13 protein-coding genes are annotated in these 14,855 nt (G+C 72.8%); 6 read left to right on the forward strand and 7 right to left on the reverse strand.

The window, feature by feature from the left end:
• Positions 1-44: 44 nt before the first annotated feature.
• Complete coding sequence (locus ACIA8K_RS09615) at positions 45-1,013, forward strand: stage II sporulation protein M (RefSeq protein ID WP_396056853.1); 969 nt, start codon at positions 45-47, stop codon at positions 1,011-1,013.
• On the opposite strand, the gene ACIA8K_RS09620 is transcribed toward ACIA8K_RS09615, so the two are convergent.
• The 5 genes from ACIA8K_RS09620 to ACIA8K_RS09640 are packed head-to-tail and all read right to left on the reverse strand — an operon-like array spanning position 985 to position 6,099.
• Entirely contained in the window at positions 985-2,310 is a 1,326-nt protein-coding gene (locus tag ACIA8K_RS09620) for a DUF58 domain-containing protein (protein WP_396057623.1), read from the reverse strand. The two genes, ACIA8K_RS09615 and ACIA8K_RS09620, sit on opposite strands and share 29 nt — an antisense overlap.
• Before the next feature lie 10 nt (positions 2,311-2,320).
• Entirely contained in the window at positions 2,321-3,304 is a 984-nt protein-coding gene (locus ACIA8K_RS09625; RefSeq protein WP_396056855.1) for an AAA family ATPase, read from the reverse strand.
• Complete coding sequence (locus tag ACIA8K_RS09630; RefSeq protein WP_396056857.1) at positions 3,301-4,671, reverse strand: DUF4350 domain-containing protein; 1,371 nt, start codon at positions 4,669-4,671, stop codon at positions 3,301-3,303. The genes ACIA8K_RS09625 and ACIA8K_RS09630 overlap by 4 nt, the downstream gene beginning before the upstream one ends.
• A gap of 13 nt (positions 4,672-4,684) precedes the next feature.
• Complete coding sequence (locus tag ACIA8K_RS09635) at positions 4,685-5,251, reverse strand: DUF4129 domain-containing protein (RefSeq protein ID WP_396056859.1); 567 nt, start codon at positions 5,249-5,251, stop codon at positions 4,685-4,687.
• Complete coding sequence (locus ACIA8K_RS09640) at positions 5,248-6,099, reverse strand: hypothetical protein (protein ID WP_396056861.1); 852 nt, start codon at positions 6,097-6,099, stop codon at positions 5,248-5,250. The genes ACIA8K_RS09635 and ACIA8K_RS09640 overlap by 4 nt, the downstream gene beginning before the upstream one ends.
• 204 nt (positions 6,100-6,303) lie before the next feature.
• Between ACIA8K_RS09640 and mtrA the strand changes: the two genes are divergently transcribed.
• From mtrA to hpf, 5 genes are all read left to right on the forward strand, one after another.
• Complete coding sequence (gene mtrA, locus ACIA8K_RS09645) at positions 6,304-6,993, forward strand: MtrAB system response regulator MtrA (protein WP_396056863.1); 690 nt, start codon at positions 6,304-6,306, stop codon at positions 6,991-6,993.
• A gap of 214 nt (positions 6,994-7,207) precedes the next feature.
• Complete coding sequence (gene mtrB / locus ACIA8K_RS09650) at positions 7,208-8,770, forward strand: MtrAB system histidine kinase MtrB (RefSeq protein WP_396057625.1); 1,563 nt, start codon at positions 7,208-7,210, stop codon at positions 8,768-8,770.
• A complete protein-coding gene (locus ACIA8K_RS09655; RefSeq protein ID WP_396056866.1) occupies positions 8,767-10,596 on the forward strand; it encodes an LpqB family beta-propeller domain-containing protein in 1,830 nt (609 codons plus the stop codon). Before mtrB ends, ACIA8K_RS09655 begins: the two co-directional genes overlap by 4 nt.
• 76 nt (positions 10,597-10,672) lie before the next feature.
• A complete protein-coding gene (locus ACIA8K_RS09660) occupies positions 10,673-11,389 on the forward strand; it encodes a ComF family protein (protein WP_396056868.1) in 717 nt (238 codons plus the stop codon).
• 324 nt (positions 11,390-11,713) lie between these two features.
• Entirely contained in the window at positions 11,714-12,334 is a 621-nt protein-coding gene (gene hpf / locus ACIA8K_RS09665; RefSeq protein WP_396056870.1) for a ribosome hibernation-promoting factor, HPF/YfiA family, read from the forward strand.
• A 91-nt stretch (positions 12,335-12,425) separates the two neighbouring features.
• Here the strand turns inward: hpf and ACIA8K_RS09670 are convergent, their stop codons facing one another.
• Positions 12,426-13,553 carry a GNAT family N-acetyltransferase gene (locus ACIA8K_RS09670; protein WP_396056872.1) on the reverse strand — a complete coding sequence of 376 codons (1,128 nt, stop codon included), beginning with the start codon at positions 13,551-13,553 and terminating at the stop codon, positions 12,426-12,428.
• A complete protein-coding gene (locus ACIA8K_RS09675) occupies positions 13,550-14,722 on the reverse strand; it encodes a GNAT family N-acetyltransferase (RefSeq protein WP_396056873.1) in 1,173 nt (390 codons plus the stop codon). Before ACIA8K_RS09675 ends, ACIA8K_RS09670 begins: the two co-directional genes overlap by 4 nt.
• Positions 14,723-14,855: the final 133 nt, after the last annotated feature.

Raw genomic sequence — 14,855 nt, forward strand, 5'->3', positions numbered from 1 at the left:
GCACAGTGAAACACTATGCCGGAACGCCGCTGGCAGGGGGATTAGTGGATCTTGATGCGTACGTCGCGGAGCACGACGGCGAGTGGCGGCGCCTGGAACAACTGTCCCGCGGCCGCCGCCTCGACCCGGCCGAGGTGGACGAACTGCTCGCGCTCTACCAGCGCGCCACCACGCACCTGTCCGTGGTCCGCAGCCGCTCGCCCGACCCGGTGCTGGTCGCGCGCCTGTCCCGGCTGGTGCTGACGGCGCGCGCCACGATCACCGGCGGCCGTCGGCTGCGCCTGGCGGACGCGGGCCGGTTCGTCACGCACGGCTTTCCGCGGGCGGTCTACCGGGCCTGGCCGTGGTGGTCAGGCGTCGCGGTCGCGTTCTGCGCGGTGACCGCGTTCCTCATGTACTGGGTGGCCGCGCATCCGGAGAGTGCTGCCGCGCTGATCGGCGAGGAGCAGGCGAAGGCGCTTGTCGAGACCGAGTTCGCCGGCTACTACACGGAGTACCTGCCGGCCTCGTTCGCGCTCCACCTGTGGACGCACAACGCCTGGCTGGCCGCCCAGTGCCTGGCCTCCGGCGTGCTGATTCTGCCGGTCGTCTGGCTGCTCTGGACGAACGCGCTGAACCTCGGCGTGGTCGGCGGCGTCATGATCGACTACGGCAGCGCGGAGCAGTTCTTCGGCCTGATCACACCGCACGGGCTGCTGGAACTGACCGGCATCTACGTGGCGGCCGGCGTGGGGCTGCGGATCGGCTGGGCGTGGATCGCGCCGGGCCCGGACCGGACCCGGGGCCGCGCGCTTGCCGAGACCGCGCGCGAGGGCATGGTGGCGGCGGTCGGCCTGGTCGGGCTGTTCGCGGTCTCCGCGCTGATCGAGTCGATGGTGACGCCGTCACCGATGCCGGCCGCGTTCCGCATCGGCGTCGGCGCGGCGGCCTGGCTGGGCTTTCTCGGGTACGTGCTGCTGTTCGGGTCCCGGGCCGAGGCCGAGTTCAGAGCCGCCCGGCCGCCTTCAGAGTGAGGTACGCGTCGCTGACCCGGGAGGCGAACTCGGCAAGTGGCGCGTCCACCACCTCGACACCGTGCCGGGTCAGCGCGTCCCGCACCCGGTCCCGCTCCGCGTAGGCCCGATGCGCCGCGGCGGCCGCGTAGGCCTGCTCCGCGTTCTCGGGCGCCCGCGAGGTGAGCGCGGTCAGCGCCGGATCGTGCACGGACGCGACAAGCACCTTGTGCCGGGCGGCCAGCCGGGGCAGCACCGGCAGCAGGCCCTCGCCGAGCGGCCCGGGCTCAAGCGTGGTGAAGAGCACCACAAGCGCCCGCTTCCGCTCCCGGCGCATGATCTCGCCGACGACCAGCTCGAAGTCGGTCTCCACGAGCGCGGGCTGCAGCGGCGCGACCGCGTCCACAAGCCGGGGCAGCAGCGCCTCCCGCCCGGCGCCGGAGACCGACGCCCGGACCGCGGTGTCGACGGCCAGCAGGTCCACCCGGTCGCCGGCCCGGCCGGCCAGCGCGGCAAGCAGCAGCGCGGCGTCGATCGCGGCGTCCAGCCGGGGCTCGCCGTGCTGCGGTGACGGAGAATCACGGTCCACCCGGACCGCTGAGGTACGGCCGGTGTCGAGCACGCACAACACCCGGCGGTCGCGCTCCGGCCGCCAGGTCCGCACAAGCACATCGGAGCGGCGCGCGCTGGCCCGCCAGTCGATCGACCGCACGTCGTCGCCGCCCACGTACTCGCGCAGCGCGTCGAACTCGGTGCCCTGGCCGCGCCCGCGGATCGCGGTGGAGCCGTCCAGGACCCGCAGCCGGGACACCTTCTCCGCCAGGAACCGCCGGGACTCGAACCGGGGCAGCACGCGCAACGTCCAGCCGGGCGTGGCCGGGCGCGACGCGAGCTGCCGGAACGCCAGCCGGAACGGCCCGTGCGAGCGCAGCGTGACCCGGACGGCGAGCCGGTCGCCGCGCCGGGTCGGACGCAGCGGCGTCTCCACGACCGCGGTGCCGCCGGGCGCGACCTCCAGCCGGTGCGTGGTCCGGAGCGCGCCGGCCGAGGGCACCCAGACGTCGCGGAGATCGGCACGAAGTGTGCGTACCCCCGTGTTGTGGATCGTGAGAGAGACCGTGGCCTCGTCGCCGAGCCGGACCGCACGCCGCCCGTCCCGGGAGAGCCGGACGTCCCGGAGTGCGGCGGCGGCGCGGACGTCGAGCGCGCACAGCAGCGCGACGACCGCGATCACCACCGGCAGCCCGATCCACGGCCACGGCCACAGCGGCATCGTCGCGGCGCCGATGACGAGCAGAACCGCGGCGCGCCAGGTCACCACCGCGGCCTCACCGGGGCGCGGGCACGGACGCGAGCACCGAGTCCAGCACCGCGTCCGTGGTGACACCCTCCAGCTCGGCCTCGGGGCGCAGCCGCACCCGGTGCCGGAGCGTGGCCCGGACGACCGCCTTCACGTCGTCCGGCGTGACGTAGTCCCGGCCGGCCAGCCAGCCCCACGCCTTGGACGTGGCGAGCAGTGCGGTGGCGCCACGCGGCGACGCACCCAGCTCGAACGCGGGCGAGGTACGGGTCGCGCGGCAGATGTCGACCATGTAGGCCAGGACCGGATCCGCGACCGCGACCCGGGCGACGGCAGCGCGCCCGGCGTTGAGATCGTCCTCGGTCGCCACCTGGCGCACCCCGGCCGCGGCGAGGTCGCGCGGGTCGAACCCGCCGTGATGGGCGCGCAACACGCCCAGCTCCTCGTCGCGGGTGGGCAGCGGCACGGTCAGCTTGAGCAGGAACCGGTCCAGCTGCGCCTCGGGCAGCGGGTAGGTGCCCTCGTACTCGACCGGGTTCTGGGTCGCCGCCACGATGAATACGTCCGGCAGCGGCCGCGGCGTGCCCTCCACCGACACCTGCCGCTCCTCCATGACCTCGAGCAGCGCGGACTGGGTCTTCGGCGGAGTCCGGTTGATCTCGTCGGCGAGCAGCAGGTTCGTGAAGACCGGCCCGTTGCGGAACTCGAACTTCGCGGTCTGCGGGTCGTAGACGAGCGAGCCGGTGACGTCGCCCGGCATCAGGTCCGGCGTGAACTGCAGGCGCTTGGCGTCCAGCGCGAGCGCCGCGGCCACGGTCCGGACCAGCAGCGTCTTCGCCACGCCCGGCACGCCCTCGAGCAGCACGTGGCCGCGGCAGAGCAGCGCGATCAGGACGCCGGTGACCACCGAGTCCTGCCCGACGACGGCCTTGGCCACCTCGGCGCGCAGCCGCCTGAGCGTCTCCCGGGCGTCGTCCGCGGTGGCCACCGCTCCGAACGCGTTCTGGGTCACCGGTTGTCTCCTTCATGTGTCACGGCGGCGGTCAGATCGTGAAGCGCGCGGGCCAGCCAGACCAGCGTGCGGTCGTCCGGCACCTCGGCGTCGTGGAGCACCCGCCGGATCTCCCGTTCGTCAGTGCGCAGATGCGCGGCCACGGCGGCCACCAGGTCGGCGTCCGGGGCGAGCCGGAGCCGCCGGGCGAGCCGCTGCCGGGCGGCCGCACGGAGGATCTCCGCGCTGTACGGCGCGTCCCGGGCCCGCCGGTAGAGGCGCCCCCGGCCGAGCACTGTCTCGTGCCCGCGCACAGTCACCGGAAGCGGCTCCACGACCGGCGGGCCGAGCCGGCGGGCACGCCACAGCGCGGTGGTGAGCGCGGCCACGGCGAGCAGCGCAAGCATCGCCCAGAACCAGGGCGGGAACGCCTCGAACAGCGGGTTTCCCCGGTCCGGCGAGGCCTGCCCGCCGTCCGGCGATCCGCCGCCGGAGCTGGGGCCGCCGGCCTGTGGCGAACGGGTCTGCCCGGTGCCGGGCCGGCCACCGCCGTCCTGCGGAGCGCCGGGACCGCTGGTACCGAGGTCGCTGTCCGGGGGGTAGAGCGACGGCGGTGCGCCAGGCCCGTCCGGCGTGGCGCTCGTGTACAGCGGCGGCGGCTCCAGCCGGTGCCGGTCCAGCCAGATCACCCGGTCGCGGGCGCCGAGCAGCCCGACCGCGAGCCGTTCGTTGCCGTGCTCGCGGATCCGGTCGTTGCGGAACGGGTCGCCGGCGCCGATCACAAGCATCTCCGCGTTCAGGTCGTAGGCGCGGATCAGGCCGTTGCCGTAACAGGACGGCCCCGGCCCGTGGTAGCGCTGGCGGAGCGCCGCGGCGGGACCTGCCACCCGCGCCTCGTCGATCAGGCACGGCAGCTCCTGCTCCGCGTCCGGGCCGACCGCCTTTGTGGTCCAGCGGCGGGCCTGCGCGGTGATCGAGAGACCGGCCGCGCGCAGGGCCGGCGAACCGGGCGCGACAAGCACGATCCGGGTACTTGGCGGCAGCAGGCCGAGCATGCGCAGATATTCCGGGTGGATCGCCTGCGGCGCCGGGATGAACAGCGTGGCGTTGCCCCGGTGCGCCTCGACGAGCGCGTCCGAGGTTTTCGTCAGGTGCCGCACGGAGACGCCCCGGGCGCGCAGCGCGCCGTCAAGCACGCTGCCGCCGGAGTTCTCGGTGGCGACCGGGGAGAGGTACGTGTTCGCGCCCGGGTCCGGCTCCTCGATCGCGTACGTGACACCGGTGATCAGCAGCAGGACCAGCGTGACCGCGACCGGGACGAGCACCCGGTGCCGGCGCCGCTTCGGCCCGCTCATCGAGGCCCGCCGCTCATCGAGGCCGCCGCTCATCGGGTGCCACCGCTCATCGGGTGCCGCCGCTGGAGAGGCCGCGGTGCAGCTCGTCGGAGAGCTCACGCATGCGCAGGTCGTGGCCGGGTTCGGCCGGGTGCTCGCCGTACCAGATGTCGGAGAAGATCGTCCCGGCGGTACGCAGCGGCGCGTCGAGCGACGGCCGGGCCCGGGCAGCCGCGCCGGCCAGCTCCGTCACGGTCCACTCCGGGTGATGGTCGATGATCCGCCGCTCGACCAGCTCGCGGACCATGGCTCGATGCCGCTCCCGGACGGCCTCGGCGTACCGGCCCTCGGACGCGTACCGGTCGGCAAGCGTGACGAGCGACCCGGACGGCATCGTGGGCAGCGTGTCGATCTCCACGGTCGCCACCGCCTCCTCGGCAGGGAGCGGGGCGGGCCGGCGGCGGCGCTTCGGGAACCGCACCCGGGGCAGCCGCCGCGGCACCCACCCGGGGAATGTGTACCAGGCGATCGCGACCACGAACGTGGCGATCATCAGCAGCAGCATGGCCGTGCCCGCGCCGATCGCGTCGTCGATGACGCCGACCGTCTCCGTCCACCAGCGGCTCGGGCTCACGGCAACGCCCCCTGGGCCAGCGAGGCGGTGGTGACCGGCCCGTGCGCGCGGGCCCGGGCGAGCCGGATGTCCAGCCCCTCGGTACGCATGCGGGTCTCCAGGTAGACGGCCGCGTCGAGGCAGGCGAGCGTCGGGTAGGCGATCGTGTTGGCGAGCGTCCAGACCACGAAGCCGAGCGGCGCAGCCCAGCCCGGGTGGGTGAGCCCGAGAAGATCCATCGTGTAGACGCCGGAGAGCGCGAGCGCGACCCGCATGGCCAGCCAGCCCGCGGCGCCGAGCAGCCGGATGCCGAGCGCGCGGGCGCTGTGCCGGGCCGCGAGGGACACGCCGCGGCCGATCGCGCGCGTCACCGGGAGCCGGTCGATCACCAGCACCGGAATGATCAGTCCGGACAGCCCGTACACCGGGAGCCACACCAGGCCGGTGACCGCCGCGCCGAGCGTGAGCGCGCCGGCCAGCAGCGCGACAAGCACGACCGGGCCGAGGCGGGCCGCGCGCACGTCGAGCAGCTGCCGGGCGGGCAGCCGGGCGCCGAGCAGCGCGGCGGACGCGGCCCGGGACGCGAACCCGCCGAGCAGCAGGATCACGATCGCCTCGGTGGCCGCGCCGACCACGAGCAGCAGGTAGAACCGGTCCAAATCCTCCCACTGCGGGATGTAGGTGGGCGGGTTCGCGTGCGCCCACCGCCGTACCGGGTAGAGCACGGCCTGCTCGGCGGCGGCCAGCACGGCGGCGGCGGGCAGCAGCGCGCGGGCGTTGTCACGCAGCACGCCGACCGCGGCGTCCAGCAGCTCACCGACGGTGAGGGGACGCAGCGGAAGCGCGGCGGACGGGCCGGCATGGTCCAAAACCTGGGGACTCCTGAGGCGAGGTGGTGGGGGTTCGCTTCGCGGCAATCCTGGCACGCCGGTACGAACCGGGTTCCACGCAGACCTACAGGACGGAAAAGTGCCTGGAAAATACCAAGATCACACCATTCGGTACGGACGGCTGGAAGAGATCGTCGGCGGGCGTCACGCGCTTCCTGGAGTGGAAGTGCGATATTTGACGCCATGAGAGCCCGGGTCCTGGTAGTCGACGACGATCCAGCGTTGGCGGAGATGCTCGGCATCGTCCTGCGCAGCGAAGGATTCCTGCCGTCATTCGTGTCGGACGGTGAGCGCGCCCTTGCGGCGTTCCGCGAAAGCCGGCCGGACATCGTCCTGTTGGATCTGATGCTGCCCGGCATGAGCGGGATCGACGTGTGCAGGTCGATCCGCTCCGAGTCCGGTCTGCCGATCGTGATGCTGACGGCGAAGAGCGACACCGTCGACGTCGTTCTCGGCCTGGAGTCCGGCGCCGACGATTACGTGCTGAAGCCGTTCAAGCCGAAAGAGCTGGTCGCCCGCATGCGGGCACGGTTGCGCCGGGGCGAGGATGCGGCGCCAGAGCTGCTGACGATCGGCCCGCCGACGAACCAGATCACGATCGACGTGCCCGCGCACACGGTCAGCCGGGACGGCGAGGAGGTCAAGCTCACGCCGCTTGAGTTCGACCTGCTGGTGGCGCTGGCCCGTAAGCCTCGTCAGGTCTTCACCCGTGAGGTGCTGCTCGAGCAGGTCTGGGGGTACCGGCACGCGGCGGACACCCGCCTGGTCAACGTGCACGTCCAGCGCCTGCGCGCCAAGATCGAGCCGGACCCGGAGCGGCCGGAGATCATTTTGACAGTGCGCGGCGTGGGCTACAAAGCGGGGAACGGCTAGCCTGTACGGCGTTGTGACCCGCACCTCTCCCGCGACCCTGATCCGGCGGCTCGGCGCCTCGCGCGCCGCCGCCGTGCTGGGTGCTGCCCTCGTCCGTCTCCGTGACTCACGCGCCGGCCGGACCGTCGGTGGCTGGTGGCAGGCCGCCGCCTGGCGGGCCGGGCGGATAGCGGCCGTCGTCCGCCAGGCCTGGCGTCGCTCGCTTCAGTTGCGCATGGTCGCCATCACGCTTATCGCGTCGAGCGTACTTGTCGGCGTGTTCGCCTCCGTGGTGGCCGTCCGGGCCAGCACGATCCTCCGCGACCAGGCCGTGGCGAACGCGGAGGTGCAGCTGAAGGCCGGCGAGGTCTGGACCGGCTCGCAGCTCGGCGTGCACAACACCGCCTTCGACCCGGAACTGCAGAGCACGCTGTCCAGCACTGTCGGCTACCTGGTCGGCGGCGAGGCGAGCCAGGCCACCGGGCGCACCTGGTCGCTGCGCGCCTACAACTACCCGCACCTGACGCCGGTCACCGCGCCGAAGGTTGACGACATCTCCCGGGTGCTCACCACCGAGCTGGAGACGAGCGTCGCCACCCAGGGGCCGTCCTGGCAGATCCAGACCGCGTCGCTCAACGGCGGCGAGGCGCAGAAGTACCTGGTCTACGGCGCGCCGGTGCTGACCGGCTTCGGCCAGGTCGAGTTGTACTACGTGGTGCCGCTGACCACCGAGAGCCAGGCGGCGAACGAGATCCGCACGACCGTGCTGATCACCGGCGCCGCGCTTGTGGTGCTGCTCGTCATCCTGACCGCGCTTGTCACCCGCCTGGTGGTGACGCCGGTCCGGGTCGCGGCCCGTACCGCGCAGCGGCTCTCCGCAGGCCTGCTCGACCAGCGCATGGTGGTCAACGGCGAGGACGACCTGGCGCTGCTCGGCGCGTCGTTCAACCAGATGGCGGCGAACCTGCAACGGCAGATCGTCCGGCTGGAGGAGATGTCCCGGCTGCAACGCCGCTTCACCTCGGACGTCTCGCACGAGCTGCGCACGCCGCTGACCACGGTACGGATGGCCGCCGACCTGATCTTCGCCGAGCGCGACGAGTTCGACCCCGCGGTCGCGCGCAGCGCCGAGCTGCTGCAGAACGAGCTGGACCGCTTCGAGAACCTGCTCACCGACCTGCTGGAGATCAGCCGGTTCGACGCCGGCTTCGCCATGCTCGACTCCGAGCCGACCGACCTGGTCCCGATCGTGGAGCGGGTGACCGAGCGCCTGGCCGGCCTGGCCGAGCGGGTCGGCGTACCGCTCGACGTGGAGCTGCCGGACGTTCCGGTGGTCGCCGAGGTCGATCCGCGCCGCGTCGAGCGGATCCTGCGCAACCTGGTCGGCAACGCGATCGAGCACGGCGAGGGACGGCCGGTACGGATCCGCATCCGCACCGACGAGTCCGCCGTGTCGATCACCGTCCGCGACCACGGCGTCGGCCTGAAGCCGGGCGAGGAGAAGCTGGTCTTCAACAGGTTCTGGCGCGCGGACCCGTCCCGGGCCCGGCAGACCGGCGGCACCGGCCTCGGCCTGTCGATCAGCCTGGAGGACGCGCGGCTGCACGGCGGGTGGCTGGAGGCGTGGGGCGCGCCCGGCGCCGGCGCGCAGTTCCGGCTGACGCTTCCGTGTCAGGCCGGCGACCGGCTCACCGCCGCGCCGCTGCGCCTGGTCCCTGACGACCTGACGCCACGCGCGTCCGACTCGCCGCTGGCCGTGAGCGAGCTGCGGCGGATGACCGAGGAGGCGCAGTCGTGAAGAGGCTCTCTGCCGCCGCCATGACGTTCCTCGTCGTGGCCGCGCTGACCGGCTGCGGCATTCCCGGCTCGACCGACGTGCAGGTGCGCGGCGGCATGCCCTCGCCGGAGGTGGGCGGCGGCAACGACACGATCCCGGCGGTCAACCGGGCGAACGCGAGCACCGGCACCGCCCGGGAGCTGGTGAACTCCTTCCTCAGGGCGCCGGCCGGTGATCCGGAGCAGGCGGTGGAGCGCGCCCGGTCGTTCATCGCGCCGAGCCGGCGGGACGACTGGAAGCCGTCCGGCGAGATCAACATCGTGCACCTGGAGGAGGAGCCGAACATCACCTCGGTCGACTCGTCCAGTTCTTCCGTGGTGCTCAAGGTGCGGCATCTGGGCGTGCTCACCGCGAACGGCTCGGTGGACCCGCCGAACAACGAGGAGACGGAGTACCCGCTCACCGTGGGCGAGGTGCCCGGCCAGGAGGGCTACTGGGTGACCAGCGCGCAGCCGCTGCTCCTGCTCCCGGACCAGGAGTTGACCCGGTACGAGCCCACCTCCGTCTACTTCTGGAACAAGGACCGCACCGCGCTGGTCCCGGACCTGCGCTGGCTGCCGCGGAGCATCTCCGCCGAGCGCCGCCCCACCGAGCTGCTGGAGTGGCTCAGCGGCGGCCCGTCCGCCCTGATCAGCCAGGCCGTCGACGGTCTGCCGGCGAATGTGAAGCAGAAGGGCAACGTGCCGAAGGTCGGGGCCGACCGGGCGCTTGAGGTGAACCTGAGCGCCGAGGCCGGCGCGCTTGACGAGGAGGCGCTGAACCGGCTCGGCGCCCAGCTCTGGTGGACGCTGCGCGAGCACCTGAGCGGCGGTGACCTGCTGGTCAAGGTGGAGGGTCAGCTGCGCAAGACGTTCACCGGGGACGAGGCGCTGCTGGCCGCGAACCCGTCTACGGAGCTGCAGTCCCCGCCGGACCGGTTCGCGATCTACGACGGCACGATCAAGCGGCTGCGCGACCCGAACCAGACCCTCCCGCCGGTGCCGCTTGTGGCGCCGGACACGAACACCGGCGTGAGCGTCGCGTCGTTCTCCCGCCTCGGCACGCGCATCTTCGGTGCCTGGGTCCGTGACCGGGGCGGAAACGACGGCCAGGAGCTGGTGATCAGCGCCGAGGTGCCGGGCATGCCGCTGCGGATCCCGATCGGCGACGGCGCGGCGGGCCGCCCGGCCTGGCTCTGGGCGCCGGACGCGATGGCGGACGCGGACGCGGCGAACATGGTCGGCCTGATCGTGATCGGCGGAAAGCTCCAGCAGTTCGGCACGCAGGACACGAACCGGACCACTGTGGCGGTCTCCGGACTGCCCGGCCAGATCACCTCGATGGCGGTCGCGCACGACGGGCAGCGGATCGCGCTTGTCTCCGGCGGCCGGCTGTTCGTGACCGCGCTGATCCGTACTGACACAAGCGTGAAGGTCAGCACCGTGGTCCGCGAGGTGCACACCTCGCTGCACGACATCACTGCCGTGGACTTCGCCGGCCAGGACCAGCTGCTTGTCGCCGGTCAGCAGCCCCAGACGAACCGGGTCGGCGTCGTACAGGTGACGCTTGACGGCGCGCAGGAGGCGCCGCGCGCGACCGACCTCGGCTCCGCACAGGTCACCAGCCTGGCCGCCTACCCGGTCAACCCGGTGAGCACGAACAGCGCGGGCAGCGAGGCGGCCTACGTCGCGAACAACATCGCCTACCGCCTGCTCCTGAACTCCAGCCGGATCGAGACCACGCAGCTGCTCGACCCGCCCCCGGACGCGGTCTCCAACAAGATCACCGCCCCGTTCTTCCTGGAGTGACCGCGACCCCCTGCAAATAGTGATCAAGCTCTATCCTTCGGTGGTTTTCCTTCACAAGCCACCGAGGGGGTACGACATGGGCGCGGGAATCCTGGCCTCGCTGACCGACCTGGTGCTGCCGTCCGCCTGTGCCGGCTGCGGTGCCTTCGGCCGGGTGCTGCGCCGCGCGGTCTGCCCCGCCTGCGAGGCGGCGCTGCGCACGCTCACCCCGTTCGCCACCCGCCCGGAGCCGGCGCCGCCCGGGTTCCCGCCGTGCGCCGCGCTCGGGCCGTACGCGGGGGTGCTCCGCACCGCGCTGCTGGACTTCAAGGAGCGCGGCCGCCGTGCCCTGGCCCGCCCGCTCGGCGTGCTGCTCGGCGACGTGGTGGTCGCGTCCGCGCCCGGCCCCGCCGTGGTGCTGGTCCCGGTCCCGTCCACGCCGCAGGCGATCCGTGCGCGGCAGGGCGATCACCTGGGCGCGCTGACCGGCTGGGCCGCATGGCGGCTGCGCGACGCGGGCGTGCACGCGACAGTGGCCCGGCCGCTGCGGGCCCGCTCCCGGCTGGACTCGACGGAGTTGGACGCGGCGGGCCGCCGCGCCGAGGCGGAGGCGAAGTTCGGGCTTCGTGCGCCGGAGGCCGGCCGGCTGCGCGACACGCCGGTGCCGGCAATTCTGCTCGATGACATCGTCACCACCGGGGCGACGCTCGCGGTGATCTCGTCGCGTCTGGAGGCCGCGGGCGTGCCGGTGACCGGCGCGGCAGTGCTCGCCGCAACGTTGAGACGACGGCCTTTGTCCCTCGAACGTGCCTAGTGCGCGAATCTTCTCGAAACGGTCTTGGGAACGGAGCGTGACGCGGGACCGAACAAGGGCTAGCGTTTCTATAGCGGGGTCATGACTTTAAGATCATTCCCTGCGGTACGGGGTGCTCTGCACTCGCTGGCTGCTGGCCAGCACTGCTCGCCGAGAGGAGGCTTCGCGTTTCCCGGAGGTCGGCCGAGTTATCGCCAGCGCGCCGCCGTCATGCACGCGGACCGCGCCTGCCGTCCTCCGCCTCGTCAGACCAGTTCAAGCCCAGATCTGTGGTCACCGGCACCGCCGGTGGTCTATCAAGATCGATCGTGGGGGAGGTCACGCGTGGACATTGTCGTCAAGGGCCGCAACGTTGAGGTTCCGGACCACTACCGGGTGCACGTTGCCGAGAAGCTCGAGAAGATCGAGCGTTACGACCAGAAACTCATCCGCGTCGACGTCGAGCTGTTTCACGAGCGCAATCCGCGCCAAACCGATCACTGCCAGCGAGTCGAGATCACCGTCGTTTCCCGCGGCCCGGTGATCCGCGCCGAGGCGTGTGCCGCCGACTTCTACAGCGCCCTGGACATCGCGTTCGCCAAGCTTGAAACCCGGCTCCGCCGATCCGCGGACCGTCGCCGGGTGCATCGCGGCCGCCGTACCCCGGTCTCGGTCGCAGCTGCCACCGCCGGCCTTCCGGCCGAGGGCTTCGCACCGCTCGGTGGCGGATCCGCCACCATGGTGAAGGAACGCGAGCAGGAGTCCACGCACGACGACGACCAGCCGTGGCACGTCGTGCGCGAGAAGGAACACTCCTCCATCCCGATGAGCGTGGACGACGCGTTGTTCCAGATGGAACTGGTCGGGCACGACTTCTATCTCTTCATGGACAAGGAGACCGGCCGCCCGAGCGTCGTCTACCGGCGCCGCGGCTACGACTACGGCGTCATCGGCCTCGAGGCCTGACCCGGTTCCTCCCATCCCGGTTCGGCTGTTCCGCGGCCGTTCCTCCCATGTCGGTACGGGTGCCCCGCGCGTCTACCGCGGGGCACCCCTTTTATGGCGTTTTATCCGCGCCGAGCAGGTCGGCGGCTACTAGCGCGTACGGCACGTCGTCGATGCGGCTGCCGTTAATGCCCGGCAGCCGCGACCTGTGGTAGCCCTCGCGCTGGAAGCCGGCCTTCTCCAGGACCCGCTGCGAGCCGAGGTTCTGCGGATTAGTGCCGGCGACAAGCCGGGCGACAGACGTGTGCGTGAACACCCATCGCGACAGCAGCCGTACGGCCCGGGTGGGGTAGCCACGCCCGCGCCACTCCGGCAGCATCGCGTACCCCAGCATGGCCTGCCCGGTGTTGCGCTCCTGGTAGTAGAGCCCGATGTCGCCGGCCGGCCGCCCGGAAGCTGCGTCCACGATGACCAGATCGGCCCGGTCGCCGGCCAGCCAGTGCGCCTGCGAGCGGGCGCACCGGAGCGCGATCTCCTCCGCGTCCGGCCCGATCGGGGGCACGCTTGTGGCGATCACGTCCGGCTCGTTGAGCAGCCGTTGCAGAAAGGCCTCGTCGCCGGGCCGCAGCGGCCGCAGCGTGATCACCCCGTCGTCAAGCGCGCCGCCGGGCAGGTCGGGCAGCCAGCGGGCGATCGGGCCCGGGCTGTCGCTGCGCAGCCGCGCGAACGCCAGCAGGTCGGTGCGCCCGCCGTCCCGGTCCGGCGACAGCCCGCGGCGCACGCCCTCACGCTGGAAGCCGGTCGCGAGCGCGACCCGCTGGCTGGCGATGTTCTCCAGTTCGGTGATCAACTCCAGCCGGGCGAAACCTGCGGCGAACGCGACCCGGCTCAGCGCCACGGTGGCGGCGGTCGCCACGCCACGGCCGCGGGCCCACGGCACGACCCAGTAGCCGACCTCGGCCTGCGCGCGCTCGCGGATCACCCGGTGCAGGCCGATCGTGCCGAGCAGGCGGTCGGTGGCCGGGTCCGCGACCGCCCACACGCCGCCGCCCTGCTGCCACTCCGCCTCGGTGCCCTCCTCGATCCACCACACCGCGTCGGACCTGGTGTACGGCCGGGGCAGCAGCGGCAGGAAGCGCTGGGTGAGCGGGTCCGCGCAGGCGGCGACCACGTCCTCGGCGTCGGAGAGTCGCAGCGGCCGCAGCCGTACCCCCTGGTCCTCGACGACCGCCCGATTCATGACGCGTTCCCCTGCGCCGCCACCGCGCGGAGATCGTCCGGGACCAGCCCGGCCGCCCACACGTCGCGGCGTTCACCACGGTGTGGGAGTCCCGCGCGGCGCACCCCCTCGGCCACGAACCCGGCCTTCTCCGCGACCCGCCGGGAGGCGTCGTTGCCGACGTGCGCGAGCCACTCGATGCGCTCCAGGTCGAGCGTCTCGAACCCCCACGCGCAGATCGTGCGCAGCGCGGCAGTGGTGTACCCCCTGCCCCGGGCGCCGGGCGCGGCCGAGTAGCCGACGTCCGCGAAGAGCGGGTCGCCGGGCCGGCTCAGCCGCAGGTCCATGTTGCCGGCGTAGGCGTCGTCCGGGTCCGCGATGACGAACATGGCCGCGGTCCCGGCGGTCCACTGCGCGGGCTGGTACCCGAGCGAGAAACCGGCCGCGTCCGCGAGCGTGTAGTTCTCCGGCACCGTCGTCCAGCGCAGCGTCTCCGGGTCCCGGCAGGTCGCCACGATCGCGGGCAGGTCCCGCTCCTCGGCCGCGCGCAGCCGCACGCCGCCGGGCCCGGTCAGCACCGGGCGCGGGCCGCCGAAGACGCGGGCGCGGCGGGCCGCGAGCGCGATCTCGGGCGTGTCGAGCAGACCGGGCCGGGTGAGCGCGCTGGGCAGCAGCGACCCGGCCCACCGGTCGGGGCGCTCGCCGTCCGGCCTGAGGCGCTGGGCCCGCCCGGTCCCCTCCATGGTGAAGCCGAGGCGCAGCGCGGTGATCCGGGAGGCGTGGTTGCCGACCATCGCACGCCAGCCGGCCAGGCCGAGACCCAGTTCGGTGAAGGCCCAGCCGAGCAGCACCCGGGCGGCGCGCTCGGCGACCCGCTCGCCCCGAGCGCCGGCCGCGACCCAGAAGCCGACCTCGGCGTACCCCCGGGAAGGGGTGATGTTGTGCAGTGCCACGGCACCGAGCAGCGCGCCGCTCGCGGCGCCGAACACGCCCAGGTGGAGAGCGGTGCCGGCCGCGCGCTTCGCCGGTGCCTCGCGCAGTGCGAAGTCCGCGGTCGCCGCCGGGTCGGTCGGCAGCGCGCTCCACCGCTGCACGGACGGGTGCGACGCCTCGCGGTTGAGCGCGTCCACATCCTCCGGCACCCAGTCGCGCAGCCGCAGACCGTCGGAAATGATCTCCACGGGTTCCATCCGGCCATCCTCACCCATGGGTCCTCGATCCCCAACAGCCTTTCGCGGGTACGAGACGCGGCCGATAATCTGCCCTCAGCGAACTCACAGGTGTTTTTTGTCCGATTCGGGCGACTATCGAGAGCCGCGGTGG

The organism is Catenuloplanes sp. NPDC051500, from assembly GCF_044454585.1.
GTDB lineage: Bacteria > Actinomycetota > Actinomycetes > Mycobacteriales > Micromonosporaceae > Catenuloplanes.

Bases quoted from the DNA above. Each gene is read 5' to 3' on its own strand.
- ACIA8K_RS09675 (WP_396056873.1), bottom strand. From the start codon at position 14,722: ATGGAACCCGTGGAGATCATTTCCGACGGTCTGCGGCTGCGCGACTGG.
- ACIA8K_RS09630 (WP_396056857.1), bottom strand. From the start codon at position 4,671: ATGAGCGGCGGCCTCGATGAGCGGCGGGCCTCGATGAGCGGGCCGAAG.
- mtrA (WP_396056863.1), top strand. From the start codon at position 6,304: ATGAGAGCCCGGGTCCTGGTAGTCGACGACGATCCAGCGTTGGCGGAG.
- ACIA8K_RS09670 (WP_396056872.1), bottom strand. From the start codon at position 13,553: ATGAATCGGGCGGTCGTCGAGGACCAGGGGGTACGGCTGCGGCCGCTG.
- mtrB (WP_396057625.1), top strand. From the start codon at position 7,208: ATGGTCGCCATCACGCTTATCGCGTCGAGCGTACTTGTCGGCGTGTTC.
- ACIA8K_RS09660 (WP_396056868.1), top strand. From the start codon at position 10,673: ATGGGCGCGGGAATCCTGGCCTCGCTGACCGACCTGGTGCTGCCGTCC.